This window comes from Pseudoclavibacter helvolus (genome assembly GCF_014191305.1).
Classification (GTDB): Bacteria; Actinomycetota; Actinomycetes; order Actinomycetales; family Microbacteriaceae; genus Pseudoclavibacter; species Pseudoclavibacter helvolus.
The window spans coordinates 50,680-68,481 of record NZ_JACHWJ010000003.1 but is presented as its reverse complement, the minus strand read 5'-3'; the positions used below and the strand labels follow the sequence as shown (position 1 = coordinate 68,481).

Below are 17,802 nucleotides of genomic sequence, written 5' to 3'. Positions count from 1 at the left end.
CCGCCGACATTGCGCGGTTCAGGATCACGCTCCCAAAGCGGCGGCCGCCGCAGGTGGATTCTGTCGGTCGTCCCTGCGACACTTCTCACGTGTCAGATCTACGCAGTTCCGTGAGCGCTCAATCGCGGCCCTCCGAGCAGGCCACCTCGCTCGAGCGCCTCTCGCGCCCTACGAACTCCGCCGAAGCCCTCAAGCAGGCGCAGGTATTCCCTCGCCTCCGATACATGGGTTCGAAGTACCGTCTCCTCGCTCACCTTGAGCGGACTTTCTCGGAGCTGGGCGGGACAACGGCCGTCGACGCATTCTCCGGCTCAGGTGTTGTCTCCTACCTCCTCAAGACTCAGGGCTTTCAGGTCACGAGCAACGATTTCTTGACTTTCCCGACGGTGATCGCTCGCGCAACCGTCGAGAACTCGAGCGAACTACTCGACGCGCAGACTGTCGAGCTCATCTGCGGGCCAGCAGCCGACGACAGGGACTTCATCCAAACGAAGTTCAAAGACCTCTACTTCACCCACGAGGACCTCACATTCCTCGACTCGGCGTGGTCACACATCGACACCCTCGACGGCTATCGTCGCGATATCGCCATCGCCGCGCTCGTGCTCTCGGCCGCGAAGAAACAACCCCGCGGCGTCTTCACCTTCACCGATTCCGGTCGGTACGCAGATGGCAGGCGCGACCTTCGACTCAGTCTGCGCGAGCATTTTCGCGAGCGAGTGGCCGACTACAACGCCACGGTCTTCAGCAATGGAATGGAGAACGTGGCACTCACCGGTGACGTCTTCGACCTTCCGGATCTCAGCTCAGACATCGTCTACCTTGATCCTCCGTATGCCCCTCCCAAAGACGATGCCGATTACATCAAGCGCTATCACTTCCTCGAAGGACTGAGCGTCTACTGGCGCGGAACCAGAATCATGGAAGAGACACGGACCAAAAAATTGGAGAAGCGCTACACCCCGTTCGCCTACAAGCGCTCCATCGAAACAGCCCTCTCGCAGACGTTCGACAAGTTCAGCGAAGCAGGCGCCATCGTGTTGTCCTACTCGTCCAACGCGCTGCCGCATGCCGATCGAATCGTCGAGCTTCTTGCGAAGGTGAAGCCCAAGGTTCGGGTTACAGCCATCGACCACAAGTACAGCTTCGGCACGCACTCGAGCGCGACGCGACGCGACGCGAGCGAGTACATATTCGTCGGGACTAACTCATGAGTCGTGCGGTCAGCTTCGAGGAATACATCGGCAGCTTGGGACGACTCACCGGGCACATCGACCCGACGGCGTCGACGCCGGAGGCAGAGGCAATCAAGGCGGCGTCAGAGTCCCTCGAACGACTTCCCGCGATCGATCCAGGTTCGCTTTCATCGTGGAGCCAGGACCACCCGCAGGACATCCCAGTCCTCGGTCTCATCGTTGGGCTCAGCCAGGAGCGTCTGAAGAACGCTTTGAAAGATCAGTTCGACACCTCTGGCTGGCAGACGCTTGCACGCGACCGGCCCGAGGAGCTCATCGACTTCCTCGATCGCGACTACGACCTCGTACGGCTGCTTGAAACGCAACAAGTGCGCCGATACACGCTCGGCGATGTTCTCGTGGCTCGGGCAGGCACACGAGTCACGGCGACTCAGGCTGGTATCTCGGGCCGGAAGGTGGAGGATGAGATCGAAGCCATTGCAGCTGACCTCGGCCTCAACTACCAGACACGGACCCGCTTCATAGGGCGAAATGGCCGAACGGCTCCCTGCGATCTCGTCGTACCCAAAGGCGACAGCGCAGAAATCGTCGTAGCTGCCAAAGGCTTCGACTCGACCGGGAGCAAGTTGAGTGACGCCGTTCGAGAGATCGTCGACATGGCTGACGTCCGACAGCCCCGGCAATTCGTGATCGCAGTCATAGATGGCATTGGATGGAAGTCGCGGAAGCGCGACCTTCAACGAATCCACGAGCTCTGGGAAACCCAGCAGATCGATGGCATGTACACGTTGGCGACACTCGACCAATTCCGTGATGACCTGCAGGAAGCGGCGTCGCTTCGAGGACTCATTCCGTAGACGACAGACCGACACACCTGCCGACGATCAGCGCGGCGGCAGGTAGTCGAGCAGCTCGCCCGGCTTGCACTCGAGCACGGCGCAGAGCCTCGCCAGCGTCTCGAAGCGCACGGCCTTCGCGCGGTTGTTCTTCAGCACGGACAGGTTGACGACGCTGATCCCGACCCGCTCCGACAGGTCGACGAGCGTGATGCCGCGACGTGCCATGATCTCGCCGAGGTGGCACACGATGTAGTGCGGCTCCTCGAGCGGGTCCGGCACCATCAGACGAGCCCTTCCTGGTCGAGCTGCAGGCGCGCGCCACGGCGCATGATGAGGTTCACGACGAGCAGGATCACGAGGATGAGCAGGAACGCCCAGGTCTGGTCGAGGATCGTCGGCTCGGGTGCATCCGACCCGCTCCACCCGAGCTTGGCGATGGTCCAGTTCGTGCCGAGCAGCTCGAAGAACCCGGGGGCGGCGAGGGCCGCGACCACCAGGCCGGACGACCAGTCGAGCAGGCCAATGCTCTTCCGGCCGAAGAAGTCACCCTTCGCGAGGTTCCTGGCGAACAGCAGGAGCATCCACACGGCGGCGACACTCAGCACGGCGCCGATGATCTGACCGATCAGGAGGAGCACAAGCGCGCCCGTGGGGATGAGGTCGGCGGCGACCAGGATCGTCGAGGCGCCGTCGAGGGGGACGTCGGCCCCCACGGGGGCCGGCAGGAAGACGGACGCGCCCTCGAACGACGCATTGACGCGGACGCTCCCGTCGACGAAGTAGCCGACGACGTTCTCGAGGGGCTTCAGGACAACAAGCCCGGCGGCGACGATGCCAAGTGGCCAGAGGTAGCCGAGCTCTTTCGCTTCGCGGTCCGTGCCTTCCACGTTCTGACGTGCGTTCATGATCTTCCTCCATATCGTTTCTCGATATGCATAACGATAAACGATATGGCTGGATGCGCAACCCCGCGCATCCACCTACCCGGGCATCCACACCGGTACACCCCGTTTCGGGATGGGTTCCACGTTTCGGGATGCACTGCAACCCATCCCGAAGCGTGCAACCCATCCGGAAAGCGGCGCCAGGGCGGAGAGCGCGAGCGCGAGCGCACCGTCCACCCACCGACACGCCCCCACGCAACCCCGAATGCACAAAACCCCCGAGCGAAGACGCTCGGGGGTTTCGGGAAAGCACTACGCCATTGCTGGCGGGCTGGTGGTTACCAGCTCGACTTCGTGATTCCTGGAAGCTCACCGCGGTGAGCCATGTCGCGGAAGCGGACACGCGAGATGCCGAACTTCGAGACGTGGCCGCGGGGGCGTCCGTCGATGCTGTCGCGGTTGCGGACGCGAACCGGCGAAGCGTTGCGGGGAAGCTTCTGCAGGCCGACGCGAGCTGCCTCGCGCGACTCGTCGGTGCCGTTCGGGTCGACAAGAGCCTTCTTCAGCTCTGCGCGGCGTTCCGCGTAGCGCTCGACGATGACCTTGCGCTGCTCGTTCTTGGCGATCTTGCTCTTCTTGGCCATGTTTAGCGCTCCTCTCGGAATTCGACGTGCTTGCGGATGACCGGGTCGTACTTCTTCAGCACGAGGCGGTCAGGCGTGTTGCGACGGTTCTTCTTCGTCACGTAGGTGTAGCCCGTTCCAGCGGTGGAGCGGAGCTTGATGATCGGACGTACGTCCTGGCTCTTCTTCGCCATTAGAACTTGACTCCCTTCGCACGAAGCTCAGCGACGACGGACTCGATGCCGCGTGCGTCGATGACCTTGATGCCCTTAGCCGAAAGCGTCAGCGTGATCGTGCGCTTCATGGAAGGCACGAAGTACTTCTTCTTCTGGATGTTCGGGTCGAACCGACGGTTGGTCCGTCGGTGCGAGTGCGAGATGTTGTGACCGAATCCGGGAACCGCCCCGGTCACCTGGCACACTGCTGCCATTGTTTCCTCCGTAGATACCGCGGGAACCAGAAGGCCCCGCCCAAGATCTCTTGTCTGCGTCGATGGCGGATGCACACCGACACGGTCGCGCCAGAGGGGAACCCCGGCGCACCAAGGGTCGAGCTTAGGCGACACGCCCGGGAGAGCGCAAGCCTGCGACGAGAATCGGCGGCGAGCGGGATGAAAGACTCGAGCATGGCTTCCTCCCCTACCTTCTCTCCTCCGTGCGGCCCTGTCTCCGGATGGACTGAGGACCGGCCGGGCGGAGGGCGGATCGTGCGCGCCACGGGCATCCGGTATGCGGAGGCCGCTAGGTTCGAGGCTCCGCGGCCCGTCGCGGATCGCGCGGAGGCCGAGGTGTTCGAGGCGAAGAGCTGGTCGCCAGCCTGCCCGCAGGCGCCCATGACGGTACTCGAGGAAGTGCTTGGCAGCGGCATCGCGGAGCTCGGGGTCGATGAGGACTGCCAGCGGCTCTCCATCACGCTGCCCGCCGACCTCACGCGGGGCGAGCAGCTACCGGTGATGGTGTGGATTCACGGCGGCTCCTACGTCTCCGCCGCCGGCGACGCCGCGGTCATGGACCCCGCTCCCCTGGTCGCGGAGCAGCGCGTGGTCGCCGTGAACGCGACGTTCCGGCTCGGCCTGTTCGGGTTCCTCGGCGGCACGGATGCGCGCCCCGCGAACCTGGGGCTACTCGACATCGTCGAGGCGTTCCGGTGGGTGCAGCGCAACATCGCGGCGTTTGGCGGCGACCCTCGGCAGGTGACGGCGTACGGGCAGTCGGCCGGCGCTCACGCCATCGCTCAGCTCATGGCGTTGCCAGAGGCGCCGGACCTGTTCGCGCGGGCGATCGTCCAGAGCGCGCCGCTGAACGTCGAGGGCGGGCGCGAGGAGATGCAGAGCAAGATGCTCGCGGCGACTTCCGGCCTGAATCCGGAGACGCCCGTCGCGGACGTCGTGCGCGCGCAGGCCGCCGCGCTCCGCGCATCCGCCGAGTACGGCTTGCAGGGCGCAATGTCGTTCAGCCCGCAGCACGGGCTCGCCCCGCTGCCCGACACCGCCGGTGTACTTGCCGGGCGCGACGCGAACGCCCGCAAGATCGACCTGCTCATCGGGCACACGTCGGAGGAAGCCCTCCTCTTCGTCCCGCGCATCCCGCAGACGAAGCGCCTGAGCGAGCTGCCGGTCGTCGGGAAGTCGCTCACTGCGTGGGTCGTCGCCGCACTCACCTGGCTCGTCTACCGGCGAGACGCGAACAGGTTCGCGGGGCGGCACGTGCGAGCAGGCGGGCGCGCATCGACGTATGTCGTGAGTTGGAAAGCGCCGCACAACGTGTGGGGCGCTTGCCACATGATCGACCTGCCTCTGCTCTTCGGCAACCGGGCGACGTGGGGCAAGGCTCCCCTCGTCCGCGGCGCGAGCTGGTCAGAGATCGACCGCGAGGGCAAGCGGATGCGCGCGGTCTGGGGCGACTTCGCGCGAGGAACCCTGCCGACCGAGGCCGACAGCATCCCGGGCGTCGCGAAGTTTCGGCGGCGCTGAGCGCACCCGCCGCTAACCCAGGAACGCGAGCGCGACTGGCGCGATGACCAGCGCGGGGAGCAGGTCGCCGACCGGGATCGCCCCGAGCGGGACCAATCGCACCCCGAGGGCGATCAGGATGAGCCCGCCAACGGCCGAGAGTCCGTCGATTTGGGCGTCGCTGAAGACGTCGCCTGCGAGGAAGCCGACGAGGGTGAAGGCACCTTGGATGATCCCGACGGGAACGGCCGCGAACAGCACGCCCTTGCCGAAGGTCGAGGCGAAGGCCATCGCGGCGAAGCCGTCGAGCACCGCCTTGACGTAGAGCTGGTCGGCGCCGAGGCCCAGACCGTCGGAGATGGGGCCGAGGATGGCGAGGGGCCCGACGCAGAAGAGGAGCGTGGCGGTCACCATGCCGTCGACGAAGCGGCCGTCACCGTCGGATTCGGACTTGAGTCGACCGCGCACCCAGACTGCAAGCCCCTCGAGCCGATCCTCGATGCGCAACCCGGAGCCGAGTAGCGCCCCGAACACGAGCGACAGGAGGATGACGATCATCGCGAAGGGACCGGCGGCCTCCGCGAGCGCGGCGGAGCCCATGTCGACGACACTCATGCCGCCGAGCACGATGACAAACAGGCCGAGGACCGCGGTGACGGTCGTCTTGGTCCGCTCCTTGAGCCGGTCCCCGAGGAGGATGCCGAGGAGGCCTCCGACGAGGATGAGCGCGACGTTCACTAGCGTCCCTGACCCGATGATCACCGTCCGATTATGGTGCCCACCTCGCCTGGGCCGCGACGCGCGCCGTCTCGGGCGACGCGGGCTACGTCGCTATCCCTCGACTTCTTCAACGGAGAACACGTAATACGTGTGGCCAGGAGCGGTGACCTCGACGACTCTCCCGCCTGGGATCTCCCGCGGCTCGCCCGTCGTGACCGTCGGATGCTCAGCGCGCCACGCATCCACGTTGTCGACGAAGTACATGGGTCCGGCCGGCCCCCACCCGGGCTCGTCGTCGAGCATGAGCTCGATTTCGAGCTCCGGCATCTGCAGGGAGACGGTGTGCTCGCCTTCGCGCCACGCTTCCTCCCAGCCGAGATCGAGGTAATGCTGCACGGCGGCATGGAGGTCGTCGACGGGCTGGAACTGGAACGTCAGGATCACGGTGGTCTCCCTCTCGGCGTGCGGGCGCGGTAATTCGAATGTAGCCACGACTACACCGGCGACGCCAGGCGCTGATTCCGAATCGTGATGCGCGAGATCGGCGTCGGTATCGTTTCGTGACCGGATGCAGCCTGCCGCGTTCATAGGGTCAGGTGCATGATCCTCCGTCGCCTCGTCCCAGCGTCGATCCTCTGCGGTGCCCTGTTGCTCCTCGCGGGATGCGCCCAGGCAGATTCTCCGGCAGCCCCGCAGCCCCGCAGCCCACCGCGAGCGCATCCGACTCCGCTCCTGCATCCGCGAACTCGGTTGCTCCCGCGGCCGAGGGGACCCCATCTCAGGACTCGCTCGAGGGCATCCCCATGGAGGAGATGACCAACCAGCCAGTCCCAGTGCAGATGACGCAGTGCCTGACGCAGCACGCCAAGTGGATCGACCTGCCGGCGGGGAAGACGTCCGGCGACCTGTACACCCGGATCGCGGCGCACGAGCAGGAGCTGCTGTTCCTTCTCCCCGACGAGGTCGGCGGCTTCGACAACGTAAACATCGCGGCCGGCCCAGGTCCCCGCGGCACGGTCGGGGTTTCCGTGGTCGGCTTCGCCGCAGGCGGAAACGACGCCGAAACCGCTTGGCAGGCCCTGCGCGCAAAATCGCCGGAAGTGGAAGCCGCGGCCGCCGCGATCGAAGCGGAAGGCGCGTCCTTCGCACCGAGGCTCGTCGATTTCTCGTACGCGACCCTCTGCAAGGCCGACCTCGCGGTGACTTCGCTCTGGACGAGCAACGACGACGGGCTGACCTCGGTGCGGATGGACGTGGAACTCAATCGGATCATCCTGGGCATCGATGCTGCGCTCTTTTCGGACTCCTACCGGCAGGACCTCCTCGCAACGGCGCCAGCCGGTGTCTTCGAGTTCGAGGAAGTCCAGTAGTCGGTCACGAGTCGAGGTCGTGCTCCTGGCGGTCTCCGGCGAGGTAGGCGCGGCAGTCGGCGGCGGATGCGGGGCCGAAGACCGGCACCCAGTCGGCGGGGAAGTCGGCGAAGTCCGGCCAGAGCGAGTGCTGCCGGTGCACGTTCCTGAGCACGAAGAGCTGCACGCCCGTCTCTTCCCACGGCGTCATAGCGCGCCGCTCCGGCTGCGGTCATCGGCGACCGTGAATGGAATTGGCAATCGGACCTCGCATCGCGTTCGCTAGGACTCCGGGCTGGAGTCTTGCTATGCCGCGGCGGGGGTCTGGGCAGGCGATGGTGATCGTACGACCGGCTTCAATGAATGGCATGTGAACTCCGAGGCGGACGCTCTCACGCGACAGCCCGGCAACCCGCATACTGTGGCGCGCATGACTGCGACCACGCACGCGGGTGTCACCTTCCAGAACCGCTTCGCGCGAGACCTCCCCGAGCTCGCCTCGCCGTGGGAGGCCGAGACGGCGCCAGCCCCACGGCTGGTCCTCCTCAACGACGCGCTCGCGGCCGAGCTCGGTCTCGACCCCGCGTTCCTGCGCTCGGATGATGGAGTCGCGCTGCTCCTCGGCACGACGGTGCCTGAGGGTGCCACCCCGGTCGCCCAGGCCTACGCGGGGCACCAGTTCGGGCAGTACTCGCCGCGACTCGGCGATGGACGCGCCCTCCTCCTCGGGGAAGTGACGGATACGGCCGGACAGCTCCGAGACATCCACCTCAAGGGCTCTGGTCGCACCGCCTTCTCCCGTGGGGGCGATGGGCGCGCTGTGCTCGGCCCGATGCTCCGGGAGTTCATCGTGAGCGAGGCCATGCACGCTCTCGGCATCCCGACGACCCGCTCCCTGGCGGTTGTCGCCACCGGGCGCATGGTCCAGCGCGACGATGTCCGTCCTGGCGCCGTGCTCACCCGGGTCGCGAGCAGCCACTTGCGTGTCGGCTCGTTCCAGTACGCGCGGGCCACCGGCGACCTCGATCTGCTGCGCCGCCTCGCCGACCATGCAATCGCGAGGCACTACCCCTCCGTCGCCGCCGAGAGCAACCCGTACCTCGCGTTCTTCGAACGGGTCGTGGCCGCGCAGGCGTCGCTTGTGGCGCGGTGGATGCTCGTGGGGTTTGTGCACGGGGTCATGAACACCGACAACATGACGATCTCCGGCGAGACGATCGACTACGGACCGTGCGCGTTCCTCGACGCCTTCGACCCTGACGCGGTCTTCAGCTCAATCGATCACCAGGGCCGCTACGCGTTCCGCAACCAGCCGCACGCCACCGGGTGGAACCTCACGAGGTTCGCGGAGGCGCTGCTGCCCCTGCTTCATGAAGACGAGGACGAGGCGGTCAGGCTCGTCGAACGATCGCTGTCATCGTTCGGCCCGGCCTACCAGGATGCCTGGGGCGACGGGATGCGGCGCAAGCTCGGGTTACCAGACGACGTCGACCCTGACGAAGCCGAGCGCCTCCTTGGCGAGCTGCTGGCGCTCCTGCAGCAGAGCCGCGCCGACTACACCTCCACGTTCAGGGCGCTGGGTGCCTATGCGCGCGGCCAGCGGCAACCGGCGCTCGACGCCTTCGGAGAGTCGGCTCCCGCGTTTCGCACGTGGGCTCGATCTTGGCTCGAACATCAGCCGGATGCCGCGGCGATGGATGCGGTGAACCCCGTCTACATCCCACGCAACCATCTCGTCGAGGAGGCGCTCGATGCGGCTGGCGCCGACGATCTGCAGCCCCTGGAAGATCTGCTCGGCGCGGTGACCGCTCCCTACGACGAGCGCGCGGATCTTGACCGGTATGCGACCGGGGCGCCGCCGGACTTCGGCGCGTACCGCACGTTCTGCGGCACCTGACGCCCTCTTCGGACACGAACCCGACCTCCGGTACAACCAGCCAGCAGTGGATCTCCCTCTCCAACATGGAGTTCTGCTTCTAGAGCCGACTTCAACCGAACGGCCGATCCGATTGTCGGTGGGTCTTCCTAGACTCGTGCCATGACCATCCCCCGGCCGCTGGCCCCTCCCCTCGTGGACGAGCTGGCCCTCGACGGCGGGCTGGCTGGTGGGCGCCTGACCGAGAGCGACCTGAGGTCAGCGGAGGCTCCCGCGGAACACCGCCGGTGGCGCCCGTGGATGCGGGTGGTCGCGGTCTCGCTCGGCTCACTGCTCGCGGGAGCGATCGTCTTCACGCTGACGCTCGCCGTCACGCTCGACGACCCGGCGACCGACTCTGAGTCCGGCGCGTTCTATGGGTTCCTCATCATCAATCTGGTCGTGGGACTCGCGGCCTGCATTGCCATCGGCCCGGTACGGGGCTCCCGCGCCGGGAACCTGTGGATCGTCGCGATCGGCATGACCAGCACGCTGGCGTTCGCGGCGTGGCTCATCGCCGTGATGCGGCTCGGCGCCCGTCGCTCGCTGCCCATGGATGTGTCGGTTGTGGCGCTTGTTGTCGGCGGCGGGATCCTCTGGGACTGGTTCGAGTCCAGCATCACCGGCCGCGCGCCCATGGATGCGCCGATCTTCTACATCATCGTCGTGGCGCTCTCCACGGTCATCGCATTGCTGTTCGGGCGCTCCCGGGGCACGCGAGCCGCGCTCATCACGTCGTTGCGCGCGCAGGCCGCCTCAGCCGAACGCGAGCGGGCCGCGCTTGCACAGAGCAGGGCGTCCGACCTGGAGCGCGCACGCGCCGAGGAGCGAGCCGCGATCGCCAGAGACATGCACGATTCCATCTCCCATGACCTCGCCGTCGTCGCCACGCAAGCCGGTGCGCTCGCCTACCGCAGCGACCTGTCCCCCGAGCTCGTGAGAGAGACTGCGGCCACGGTGCGCGAGTCGGCAGCACGCGCGAACACCCGCCTGCGCGAAGTGCTCCAGGGCATGCGCGAACCGAGCGATTCAGGGCGAGGCGACACTCCGCTTCCTGGCCTGGATGCGCTCGAATCGCTGCTTGCCAACGGCACCCCCACGCAGAGCCCGCCCCTCGTCTCCTGGCTCTCCATCGGGCCTGGCGACCTCTCCAGGCTGTCCGACGAGCGCATTCGCGCACTCTGCCGCACGCTCTCAGAGCTGCTTGTCAACGCCGGCAAACACGCCCCGGGAGCCGACGTGCGCATCGAACTCGACGGCGGCGAGCGCAGCATGACCGTCACGGTCGCGAACGCCCTCCAGCGCGGCGACGCCCTCGCCCTCGGCACTGGCTACGGGCTGATCGGCGCCCGCGAGCGCGTCCACCTGGTTGGCGGCTCTCTGGAAGCTGGCGCCAGGGCGCGCGGCGATTTTGTTGTCGAGGTGAAGCTTCCGTGGTGACCGAAGACAGCATCAGCGTGCTCATCGTCGACGACGAGGCGGGTATCCGCATGGGCCTGCGCCTGCTCATCGACGGCGCCGAGCGCATCCGTGTTGTCGGCGAAGGAACCAACGGCCACGAAGCGCTGGCCCTGGCCGAGGAGCATGACCCTGACGTCATCCTCATGGATGTCCGCATGCCCGGCCTCACGGGAATCGACGCCGTCGAGCAGCTCACCGCCAACGGAGCCAGAGCGAAGGTCGTCATGCTCACCGCCTTCGACACGGAGGAGTTCCTGTTGGATGCCCTGCGGGCCGGCGCCGTCTCGTTCCTGCTGAAGGACGCCCCACCGGAAGACATCGTCGGTGCCGTGCTCGACGCGGCGCAGGGCAAGGCCGTCTTCTCCCCGAGCGCCCTCGACCGGCTCGTGCGCGCCGCGGCCGCGGGCGGTTCGGTCGACGCTCCGGCATCCGTTGATACTGGGGCATCCGACCGAGCAAGCGAACAGCAGCGGAGGCCGACTGCCGGGCAGAGCGATTCGTTGCTCGCGAAAGTGACCGGCCGAGAGCGGGAGATCGCCAGGTACGTGGCGCAGGGCATGACCAACGCGGAGATCGCCACGGCCCTGTACGTCAGCCAGGCAACCGTGAAAACGCACCTTGCGAGTCTGTTCTCGAAGCTGCACGTCACCAACCGAGTGCAGCTGGCACTGCTCGCACTCGAGTGGGATGCGCTCGAACGCGGCTGACCGGAGGCTGACCGGGCGCGGTCCTCGTCGACGCCCTGCGTGTACTCTGGGCGGCACAACTGACATCGAGGGGAGCGCTGCCATGACGAACACTCCCTCGGCCGACCGTCAGAGTCGGGCAGCACAGCCTGGCGCCACACCCACGGTCGAGCAGACGCCGGCGTCGCAACTGAGCGACGCGCTCACCGCCTTCGCCGAGGCCCGCCAGGCGTCACAGAACGAGGCCAGGCGGTCGCTTGGCATCGGCGAGATGGACGCTCGCGCCCTTGCCTACCTCGAGCAGAACCCCGGCGCCCGGCCAAGCGCCCTCCGCGCGCATCTGGGTCTCACGTCCGCCGGCGTCTCCACGCTGTGCGACAGACTCCTCGAGCGTGGCGCCATCCACCGCGATACCGACCCAACGGACCGGCGCGCGAGCCTCCTCACGGTCACCGTCGACCTCTCGGCCGAACCGTGGAACCGCCTCAGCGAGTTCGACAGATCACTCGAAGCGACAGTCGCCGGCGAGGCCGACGCCGAGACGCTTCAGCGCCTCGCGCAACTGCTCACGCATGCGCTCGGCGTGGCCACGGAACGACCCGGCGAGGCTGGCGAATCCCGCGCGGGCTAGGCGTTCGCGTCGGCTGACACGGCCTGCGCCGCGGGCTGCGACTCGGGCTGAGACGACGCCTGCACCTCCGTGTGCGCCTGCGAGTGGAGCTCTGCGAGCAGCACGATCGACTTCGCCTGCAGGAACGTGCAGAGCGCGGAGACGACCGCCAGCTCCTGGGATAGGGCGTGCACATTTGCCGCAGAGAGGTGCAGGATGTCTTCGCGCGGCTCGAGCGTGACCGACCACTTCGGGCTGTCGCGGGTGCCCGGCTGCAGGTAGAGCTCGGTGGGAACGTTCGAGAGCTGCACGCGCACGAGCCCCGTGTCCTGCCCCTCGTCGCCGTCCTGGATGATGACGTTGACGACCCCGGGTTCGGCGTAGCCGAGGCTCTCGAATTCGCGAGCCCATGACTCGAGCACTTCTTTGCTGCGATACGGCATTCTGAACCTCCGACCGGGGGTGACGGCTTTCCTGCACCCAGCATCCCCTATCCGGAGCTCTCTGCTGAACACTCTTGCGTGGCGAGCACGGTTTGTCGTATCGGCGTACGCATCGCCTAGGTTTGTCGGGTGTCAGACGCAGAAACCGCCCAGCCGGCGCAGCATCCCTCGCATCGTCCAATCTTCTCGTTCTCCCGGAGGAGCGGCCGACTCACCGACGGTCAGCAGACTTCGTGGGAGACGCTTGGCCCCAAGTACCTGGTCGACGTCGAACGCGCCGAACTGGATTTCTCCGTGAACCCGGCATTCCGGGTTGACCCGGCTGAACTGTTCGGTCGGGATGCGCCGCTGGTCGTCGAGATCGGCTCAGGCACGGGTGAGGCCGTGGTCGCTGCCGCCGCCGAGCGTCCGGAACGGAACTTCCTCGCCGTCGAGGTCTTCGTCGCAGGCCTCGCGCGCACGCTGCGGCGGATCGAGGATGCGGGCCTGTCGAATGTGCGTCTCGTCGAGGCGAACGCCGTCGAGGTGCTCGAGCACATGCTTCCTCCTGGCAGCGTCGAGGAACTGTGGATCTTCTTCCCCGACCCGTGGCACAAGGCAAAGCACACCAAGCGGCGGCTCGTGCGCGACGGCTTCAGTGCCGTCGCGGCGAACGCACTGCGCCCGGGCGGCCGCATGCGGCTCGCGACCGATTGGGAGGACTACGCCTTCCAGATGCGCGAGGTGCTGGATGCGGCGCCCGAGTTCACGAGCGAGCACCCCGGCGACTGGGCCCCACGCTTCGATGGACGCACCCTCACCGTCTTCGAGCGGAAGGCGGCGAAGGCCGGGCGGCGCATCCACGACCTCAGCTACGTGACCGCGGAGTAGCGGGCCGGGTCGACCGGCCGGTCGGTGTGCCGAGTACTACTGCTCGAGGTTGTGCTGGGGGCTCTGCTCGAGGATCCGCTCCATCGCGGCCACGACGGCGTCGAGGGCGAACTCGAACGCGAGCATGCCGCGAGCCCGGGGTGGTACGGAGCCGAGCGCCGCGGTCAGCGCGACGTGTCGTTCCGGATCGCCCGCCCACGGGACATCAGGCGCCGCTTCGTCGACCGCGGTCCCGATCGCGAAGTTCTCGATGAAGGTCATCACGACGATCGCCTGCTCACTCGTGAATCCCGCCGCGGTGAAAACTTGCGCAGCGCTCTCGTAGATGTCGAGGGCGGTCGCGTTGTTCACCGGCTGCCGCACCATGAGCGGCACGGCGAGGGGATGCGCTGACATCGCGACGACGTAGGCCCGCGCCCAGTGCCGGAGCATGACCCGCCAGTCCGACTGGTCCAGGTCGTAGGGCAAGGTATCCGCCTGCGCGGGCTCGGCCTCGGGCTCGGCCTCGACAGTCTGACCGGGCTCGGCGAGCAGCGCCCCCGCACTGCCGGCGCTGAGGTGCTGACGGACGGCTTCGATGATGCCGGCGCGCCCGTCGACGTGATGGTAGAGGGAGGATGCACCGACCTCGAGGCGATCCGCAAGAAGGGGGATCGAGAAGTCGCCCGTCGCATCAATCTGCTCGAGCGCGGCGAGCGCGATCTTCTCCACGGAGAGCATCGGGACACGGGGACGAACCATGAATGCACCCCCTTCACTGAACGGAAAGCCCTACTGGACGAAGAGCTTTTCTGGACGGAAAGCGAAAACGTCAGTGTACGCAGTGCATCGCGAGGGGGACCTACCCGGAGGACTTGGACGAGGCGGGTTCTTGGCCTTCGGACTCGTCTGCGCGCTTCCCGGACCCGAGCCTGAGCGTCGCCGCGAGCCCAAGCGCTAGGAAGGCGGCGGCCGTGAAGGCCGAGGCGCGGGTGCCGTCGGAAAGCGCGGCCTTCGCGTCGCCGGCGAAGTCCGCGGTGGCGGGGTTCTCGCCGAGGCCGGCGATCGCGCCACCGGCGGAGTCTACGACGGCCGAGACGACCTGGTCTCGCTGCTCAACGGGTAGCTGCGCATCGTCAAGCGAAGCGCCGAGGGATGCGCCGGTCGTCGTGAACAGGATCGTGCCGAGGATCGCGACGCCGAGCGCCGAACCGACCTGCCTCGACGTGGACTGCGTGCCGGAACCCTGACCGGAGAGCTCGACCGGCACATCCTGCAGCACAACACCGGTGAGCTGAGCCGTCGCGAGGCCAACTCCGAAGCCGTAGACGAACAGGGCCGGGATGAGCCACCCCCACTGCGCATCCGGGGCGATGATGAAGCCGGCCCAGGCGATGCCGACGATCTCCGCGAGAATGCCGACACGCACGATCATGACGGCGCTGACCTTGCCGCTGCTGGCGCCCGCGAAGCCGCTCGCCACGAACGAGCCTGCAGCCAACGCCAGGAGCACGAACCCCGTCTGCAGGGCGTCGAAACCGAGCACGAATTGCAGCCAGAGCGGGAGCGACAGGATGATGCCGAACTCGCCGAGGGCAACGACCAGCGCCGCGATGTTGCCGTTGCGGAACGAGGAGATGCGGAAGAGGGAGAACTCGAGGAGCGACGACTGGCCGCGGCGGGTCCTGGTCACGCCGCGCACGATGAACGCGACGAGCGCGAGGGCCGCGATCGCGAAAGCAAGCGGAACAGGTGAGACAGGTAGCGGCCACTCGAACGACCCAACCGTGAAGGTCTCGTTGACCGCCCACCAGCCGTAGGTGCGCCCCTCGATGAGGCCGAAGACGAGCGCGCCGAACGTGACCACCGAGAGGGCGGCTCCGACGAGATCGAGGCGCTGCCGCGCGGGCTCGCGCGACTCGTTGACGAAGGCGAGCACGCCGATGACGATGATCATGCCAAGTGGCACGTTGATGCCAAACGCCCAGCGCCACGAGAACTCAGTGGTGAGCCAGCCGCCGAGCAGCGGCCCGACGGCCGCCATGCCGCCGATCGTCGACCCCCAGACGGCGAAGGCGATACCGCGCTCGCGCCCTCGGAAGGTCGCGTTGATGAGCGAGAGGGTGGTGGGGAGGATCATGGCGCCGCCGACGCCCTGCACGAGGCGGGCGAGGATGAGCAGCCCCCGGTCGGGGCGAGCGCCGCCGCCACGGACGCGAGCGCGAAGATCACGACGCCGATGAGCATCAGGCGGCGCCGGCCGACGCGGTCGGCGAGGCTGCCAAAGAGGAGCAGCAGCGACGCGAAGACGAGCGTGTACGCCTCCTGCACCCACTGGACCTCGGTCGATGTGATGCCGAGCTCCGTCACGATCGACGGCACAGCGACGTTCACGATCGTCGAGTCGACGATGATGAGCGCCACCGCGACGCTGATGAAGACCAGCCCGATCCACCGGCGACGCGTTGACTCGGCCATGATGCTCCAACTTCTTGCGCAAGGGGATCGAAGAGAACGAGGCGACAGTACGCCTGGTTTGCTGCAATTTTGCTCGATTGTTTAATTACTTTTCGCCGAGATGGACTACGCCGTGCCGCCGTTTCATTCCCCGCCTGACCGCTCGTGACATCCCAGAGCGAACAATTAGTTGCGTGTCATGAACCGTCACACCCGTGACACTCCCCCGGCTCAGGCGTAGCCTCGCTCAGTTCGCGGAAAATCCCGCGAAATGAGAAATCGCATCGGGAGATCTTCCATGTCGGCCAACACCCCCACTCACGCCGAAACCACCGAAGCCGAGGTGACGCCGCGCCCCAAAAGCCGCGCGCGCAAGCTCCTCACGTCGTTCGGATTCCAGATCCTTGCCGCTCTTGTCCTGGGCGTTGTGCTCGGACTCGTCGCGCGCAACCTCGGCGACGACGCGGAAGGCAACCCCAACGGGCTCGCTGCGACGCTCGCCACCATCGGCAGCTCGTACGTCACGATCCTCACCGCAGCGGTCGTCCCCCTCATCCTGACCGCCGTCATCTCGAGCATCGCGCAGCTGCGACTCGTCACCAACGCGGCGCGCCTCGCCGGGCAGACGCTCCTGTGGTTCGGCATCACCGCGCTCATCGCGGTGACGATCGGCATCGCGCTCGGCGTCACCATCCAGCCGGGCAGCCGCGTCGACCAGTCGCAGCTCGAGACCGGCGAGCCCTCTTCGGTTGGCACCTGGTGGAACTTCCTCACGGGCCTCGTGCCACAGAACTTCCTCGGCATGGGCGTGCGCTCGCGCGTCGACGCTGAGACCGGCGACGTGAACTCGACGATCGCGTTCAACGTGCTGCAGGTCATCGTCATCGCCGTGGTCATCGGCATCGCGGCGCTCCGCCTCGGCAAGCGCGCCGAGCCGTTCCTCGAATTCACCGCGTCCGCCCTCGCGGTCATCCAGAAGGTGCTGTGGTGGATCATCCGCATCGCCCCGCTCGGCACGCTCGGCCTCATCGCGAGCGCCGTCGTCAACTACGGCTGGGAGAAGCTCACGAGCCTCGCCTGGTTCGCGATCGCCATCTACATCGGCCTCGCCCTGGTGCTGTTTGTCGTCTACCCGATCCTCGTGAAGGCGCACGGGCTGTCCATCGGCCGCTTCTTCTCCGGCGTGTGGCCGGCCGTGCAGCTCGCGTTCGTGAGCCGCTCCTCCATCGGCACGCTCCCCCTCACGCAGCGCGTGACCGAGCGCAACCTCGGCGTGCCCCGCGAGTACGCATCCTTCGCCGTGCCGTTCGGCGCGACCACGAAGATGGATGGATGCGCCGCGATCTACCCGGCCATCGCCGCGATCTTCGTCGCCCAGTTCTTCAACATCGAGCTCTCGATCATGCAGTACATCCTCATCGTGATCGTCTCCGTGGTCGGTTCGGCCGCGACCGCCGGCACGACCGGCGCGACGGTCATGCTCACGCTCACCCTCTCGACGCTTGGTCTCCCACTCGAAGGTGTCGGCCTGCTGCTCGCCATCGACCCGATCCTCGACATGGGCCGCACCGCGACCAACGTCGCGGGCCAGGCACTTGTGCCGATGATCGTCGCGAAGCGCGAGGGCATCCTCAACGAGAAGCTCTACAACGCCCCGCGCGGCGACGTCGCCTTCTCCGACGAGACCGACGAGGAAGTGGAGGAGAGCATCCGGCGCTCCACCGGAACCGCGTCCGACCGTGAGCAGGACGAGTTCGAAGGCGCGACGCTGCAGGAAGCGGAACGCCGCAGCTAGAGCTGTCGCCGAGCGCAACGCAGA

20 protein-coding genes and 1 pseudogene are annotated in these 17,802 nt (G+C 66.9%); 10 read left to right on the top strand and 11 right to left on the bottom strand.

The features are described 5' to 3' along the window. The first annotated feature begins 89 nt into the window (after nucleotides 1–89). Together FHX72_RS09960 and FHX72_RS09955 are read left to right on the top strand one after the other, a co-directional pair. The gene (locus FHX72_RS09960; RefSeq protein WP_068483945.1) at nucleotides 90–1,214 is read left to right on the top strand and encodes a DNA adenine methylase; all 1,125 of its coding nucleotides are present in this window, start codon (nucleotides 90–92) and stop codon (nucleotides 1,212–1,214) included. Beyond that, entirely contained in the window at nucleotides 1,211–2,053 is an 843-nt protein-coding gene (locus tag FHX72_RS09955; protein WP_183624760.1) for a DpnII family type II restriction endonuclease, read from the top strand. The genes FHX72_RS09960 and FHX72_RS09955 overlap by 4 nt, the downstream gene beginning before the upstream one ends. Before the next feature lie 27 nt (nucleotides 2,054–2,080). Here FHX72_RS09955 and FHX72_RS09950 read toward each other — a convergent pair whose 3' ends face one another. The 5 genes from FHX72_RS09950 to rpmB all read right to left on the bottom strand — a co-directional run bounded on the left by FHX72_RS09950 (nucleotide 2,081) and on the right by rpmB (nucleotide 3,972). Continuing rightward, the gene (locus tag FHX72_RS09950; RefSeq protein WP_068483919.1) at nucleotides 2,081–2,317 is read right to left on the bottom strand and encodes a helix-turn-helix domain-containing protein; all 237 of its coding nucleotides are present in this window, start codon (nucleotides 2,315–2,317) and stop codon (nucleotides 2,081–2,083) included. Then, nucleotides 2,317–2,940 carry a hypothetical protein gene (locus FHX72_RS09945; RefSeq protein WP_183624758.1) on the bottom strand — a complete coding sequence of 208 codons (624 nt, stop codon included), beginning with the start codon at nucleotides 2,938–2,940 and terminating at the stop codon, nucleotides 2,317–2,319. Before FHX72_RS09945 ends, FHX72_RS09950 begins: the two co-directional genes overlap by 1 nt. Before the next feature lie 317 nt (nucleotides 2,941–3,257). Then, nucleotides 3,258–3,563 (bottom strand): 30S ribosomal protein S14, encoded by a 306-nt coding sequence (rpsN, locus tag FHX72_RS09940; RefSeq protein ID WP_068483923.1) that lies wholly within the window; start codon nucleotides 3,561–3,563, stop codon nucleotides 3,258–3,260. 2 nt (nucleotides 3,564–3,565) lie between these two features. Next, complete coding sequence (rpmG, locus tag FHX72_RS09935) at nucleotides 3,566–3,736, bottom strand: 50S ribosomal protein L33 (RefSeq protein WP_068483925.1); 171 nt, start codon at nucleotides 3,734–3,736, stop codon at nucleotides 3,566–3,568. Continuing rightward, complete coding sequence (gene rpmB, locus FHX72_RS09930; protein ID WP_068483927.1) at nucleotides 3,736–3,972, bottom strand: 50S ribosomal protein L28; 237 nt, start codon at nucleotides 3,970–3,972, stop codon at nucleotides 3,736–3,738. Before rpmB ends, rpmG begins: the two co-directional genes overlap by 1 nt. Nucleotides 3,973–4,167: 195 nt before the next feature. Here rpmB and FHX72_RS09925 point away from each other — a divergent pair, with 195 nt between their 5' ends. After that, a complete protein-coding gene (locus tag FHX72_RS09925; RefSeq protein ID WP_183624756.1) occupies nucleotides 4,168–5,514 on the top strand; it encodes a carboxylesterase family protein in 1,347 nt (448 codons plus the stop codon). A gap of 12 nt (nucleotides 5,515–5,526) precedes the next feature. On the opposite strand, the gene FHX72_RS09920 is transcribed toward FHX72_RS09925, so the two are convergent. Both FHX72_RS09920 and FHX72_RS09915 read right to left on the bottom strand, forming a co-directional pair. Then, complete coding sequence (locus tag FHX72_RS09920) at nucleotides 5,527–6,255, bottom strand: DUF554 family protein (protein ID WP_183624754.1); 729 nt, start codon at nucleotides 6,253–6,255, stop codon at nucleotides 5,527–5,529. A gap of 69 nt (nucleotides 6,256–6,324) precedes the next feature. Continuing rightward, nucleotides 6,325–6,657 (bottom strand): hypothetical protein, encoded by a 333-nt coding sequence (locus FHX72_RS09915; protein ID WP_156475869.1) that lies wholly within the window; start codon nucleotides 6,655–6,657, stop codon nucleotides 6,325–6,327. Between the two features lie 218 nt (nucleotides 6,658–6,875). Here FHX72_RS09915 and FHX72_RS09910 point away from each other — a divergent pair, with 218 nt between their 5' ends. Continuing rightward, the gene (locus FHX72_RS09910; RefSeq protein WP_183624752.1) at nucleotides 6,876–7,583 is read left to right on the top strand and encodes a hypothetical protein; all 708 of its coding nucleotides are present in this window, start codon (nucleotides 6,876–6,878) and stop codon (nucleotides 7,581–7,583) included. Nucleotides 7,584–7,587: 4 nt separating this feature from the next. On the opposite strand, the gene FHX72_RS09905 is transcribed toward FHX72_RS09910, so the two are convergent. Beyond that, a complete protein-coding gene (locus tag FHX72_RS09905; protein WP_068483935.1) occupies nucleotides 7,588–7,773 on the bottom strand; it encodes an MbtH family NRPS accessory protein in 186 nt (61 codons plus the stop codon). Nucleotides 7,774–7,992: 219 nt separating this feature from the next. Between FHX72_RS09905 and FHX72_RS09900 the strand changes: the two genes are divergently transcribed. From FHX72_RS09900 to FHX72_RS09885, 4 genes are all read left to right on the top strand, one after another. Then, nucleotides 7,993–9,459: a protein adenylyltransferase SelO gene (locus FHX72_RS09900; RefSeq protein WP_183624750.1), complete on the top strand. Its 1,467-nt coding sequence runs from the start codon at nucleotides 7,993–7,995 to the stop codon at nucleotides 9,457–9,459. Between the two features lie 141 nt (nucleotides 9,460–9,600). After that, on the top strand, nucleotides 9,601–10,917 hold the full coding sequence (locus FHX72_RS09895) for a sensor histidine kinase (protein ID WP_183624748.1): 1,317 nt from the start codon (nucleotides 9,601–9,603) through the stop codon (nucleotides 10,915–10,917). Further along, on the top strand, nucleotides 10,911–11,645 hold the full coding sequence (locus FHX72_RS19685; protein ID WP_338110105.1) for a response regulator: 735 nt from the start codon (nucleotides 10,911–10,913) through the stop codon (nucleotides 11,643–11,645). Before FHX72_RS09895 ends, FHX72_RS19685 begins: the two co-directional genes overlap by 7 nt. A gap of 82 nt (nucleotides 11,646–11,727) precedes the next feature. Next, a complete protein-coding gene (locus FHX72_RS09885) occupies nucleotides 11,728–12,255 on the top strand; it encodes a MarR family winged helix-turn-helix transcriptional regulator (protein ID WP_183624746.1) in 528 nt (175 codons plus the stop codon). Here FHX72_RS09885 and FHX72_RS09880 read toward each other — a convergent pair. After that, nucleotides 12,252–12,677, bottom strand: a complete 426-nt coding sequence (locus FHX72_RS09880) for a hypothetical protein (RefSeq protein ID WP_068482051.1) — start codon at nucleotides 12,675–12,677, stop codon at nucleotides 12,252–12,254. The genes FHX72_RS09885 and FHX72_RS09880 overlap by 4 nt on opposite strands. Nucleotides 12,678–12,806: 129 nt before the next feature. Between FHX72_RS09880 and trmB the strand changes: the two genes are divergently transcribed. Then, on the top strand, nucleotides 12,807–13,547 hold the full coding sequence (gene trmB, locus FHX72_RS09875) for a tRNA (guanosine(46)-N7)-methyltransferase TrmB (protein WP_183624744.1): 741 nt from the start codon (nucleotides 12,807–12,809) through the stop codon (nucleotides 13,545–13,547). A 36-nt stretch (nucleotides 13,548–13,583) separates the two neighbouring features. On the opposite strand, the gene FHX72_RS09870 is transcribed toward trmB, so the two are convergent. Both FHX72_RS09870 and FHX72_RS09865 read right to left on the bottom strand, forming a co-directional pair. Then, nucleotides 13,584–14,288 (bottom strand): TetR/AcrR family transcriptional regulator C-terminal domain-containing protein, encoded by a 705-nt coding sequence (locus tag FHX72_RS09870; RefSeq protein WP_183624742.1) that lies wholly within the window; start codon nucleotides 14,286–14,288, stop codon nucleotides 13,584–13,586. 100 nt (nucleotides 14,289–14,388) lie between these two features. Further along, nucleotides 14,389–16,004 (bottom strand): annotated as a pseudogene (locus FHX72_RS09865) (DHA2 family efflux MFS transporter permease subunit). Between the two features lie 277 nt (nucleotides 16,005–16,281). On the opposite strand from FHX72_RS09865, the gene FHX72_RS09860 reads away from it, so the two are divergent. Beyond that, nucleotides 16,282–17,778, top strand: coding sequence for a dicarboxylate/amino acid:cation symporter (locus tag FHX72_RS09860; protein ID WP_183624740.1), 1,497 nt, complete (start codon nucleotides 16,282–16,284; stop codon nucleotides 17,776–17,778). Nucleotides 17,779–17,802 lie beyond the last annotated feature (24 nt).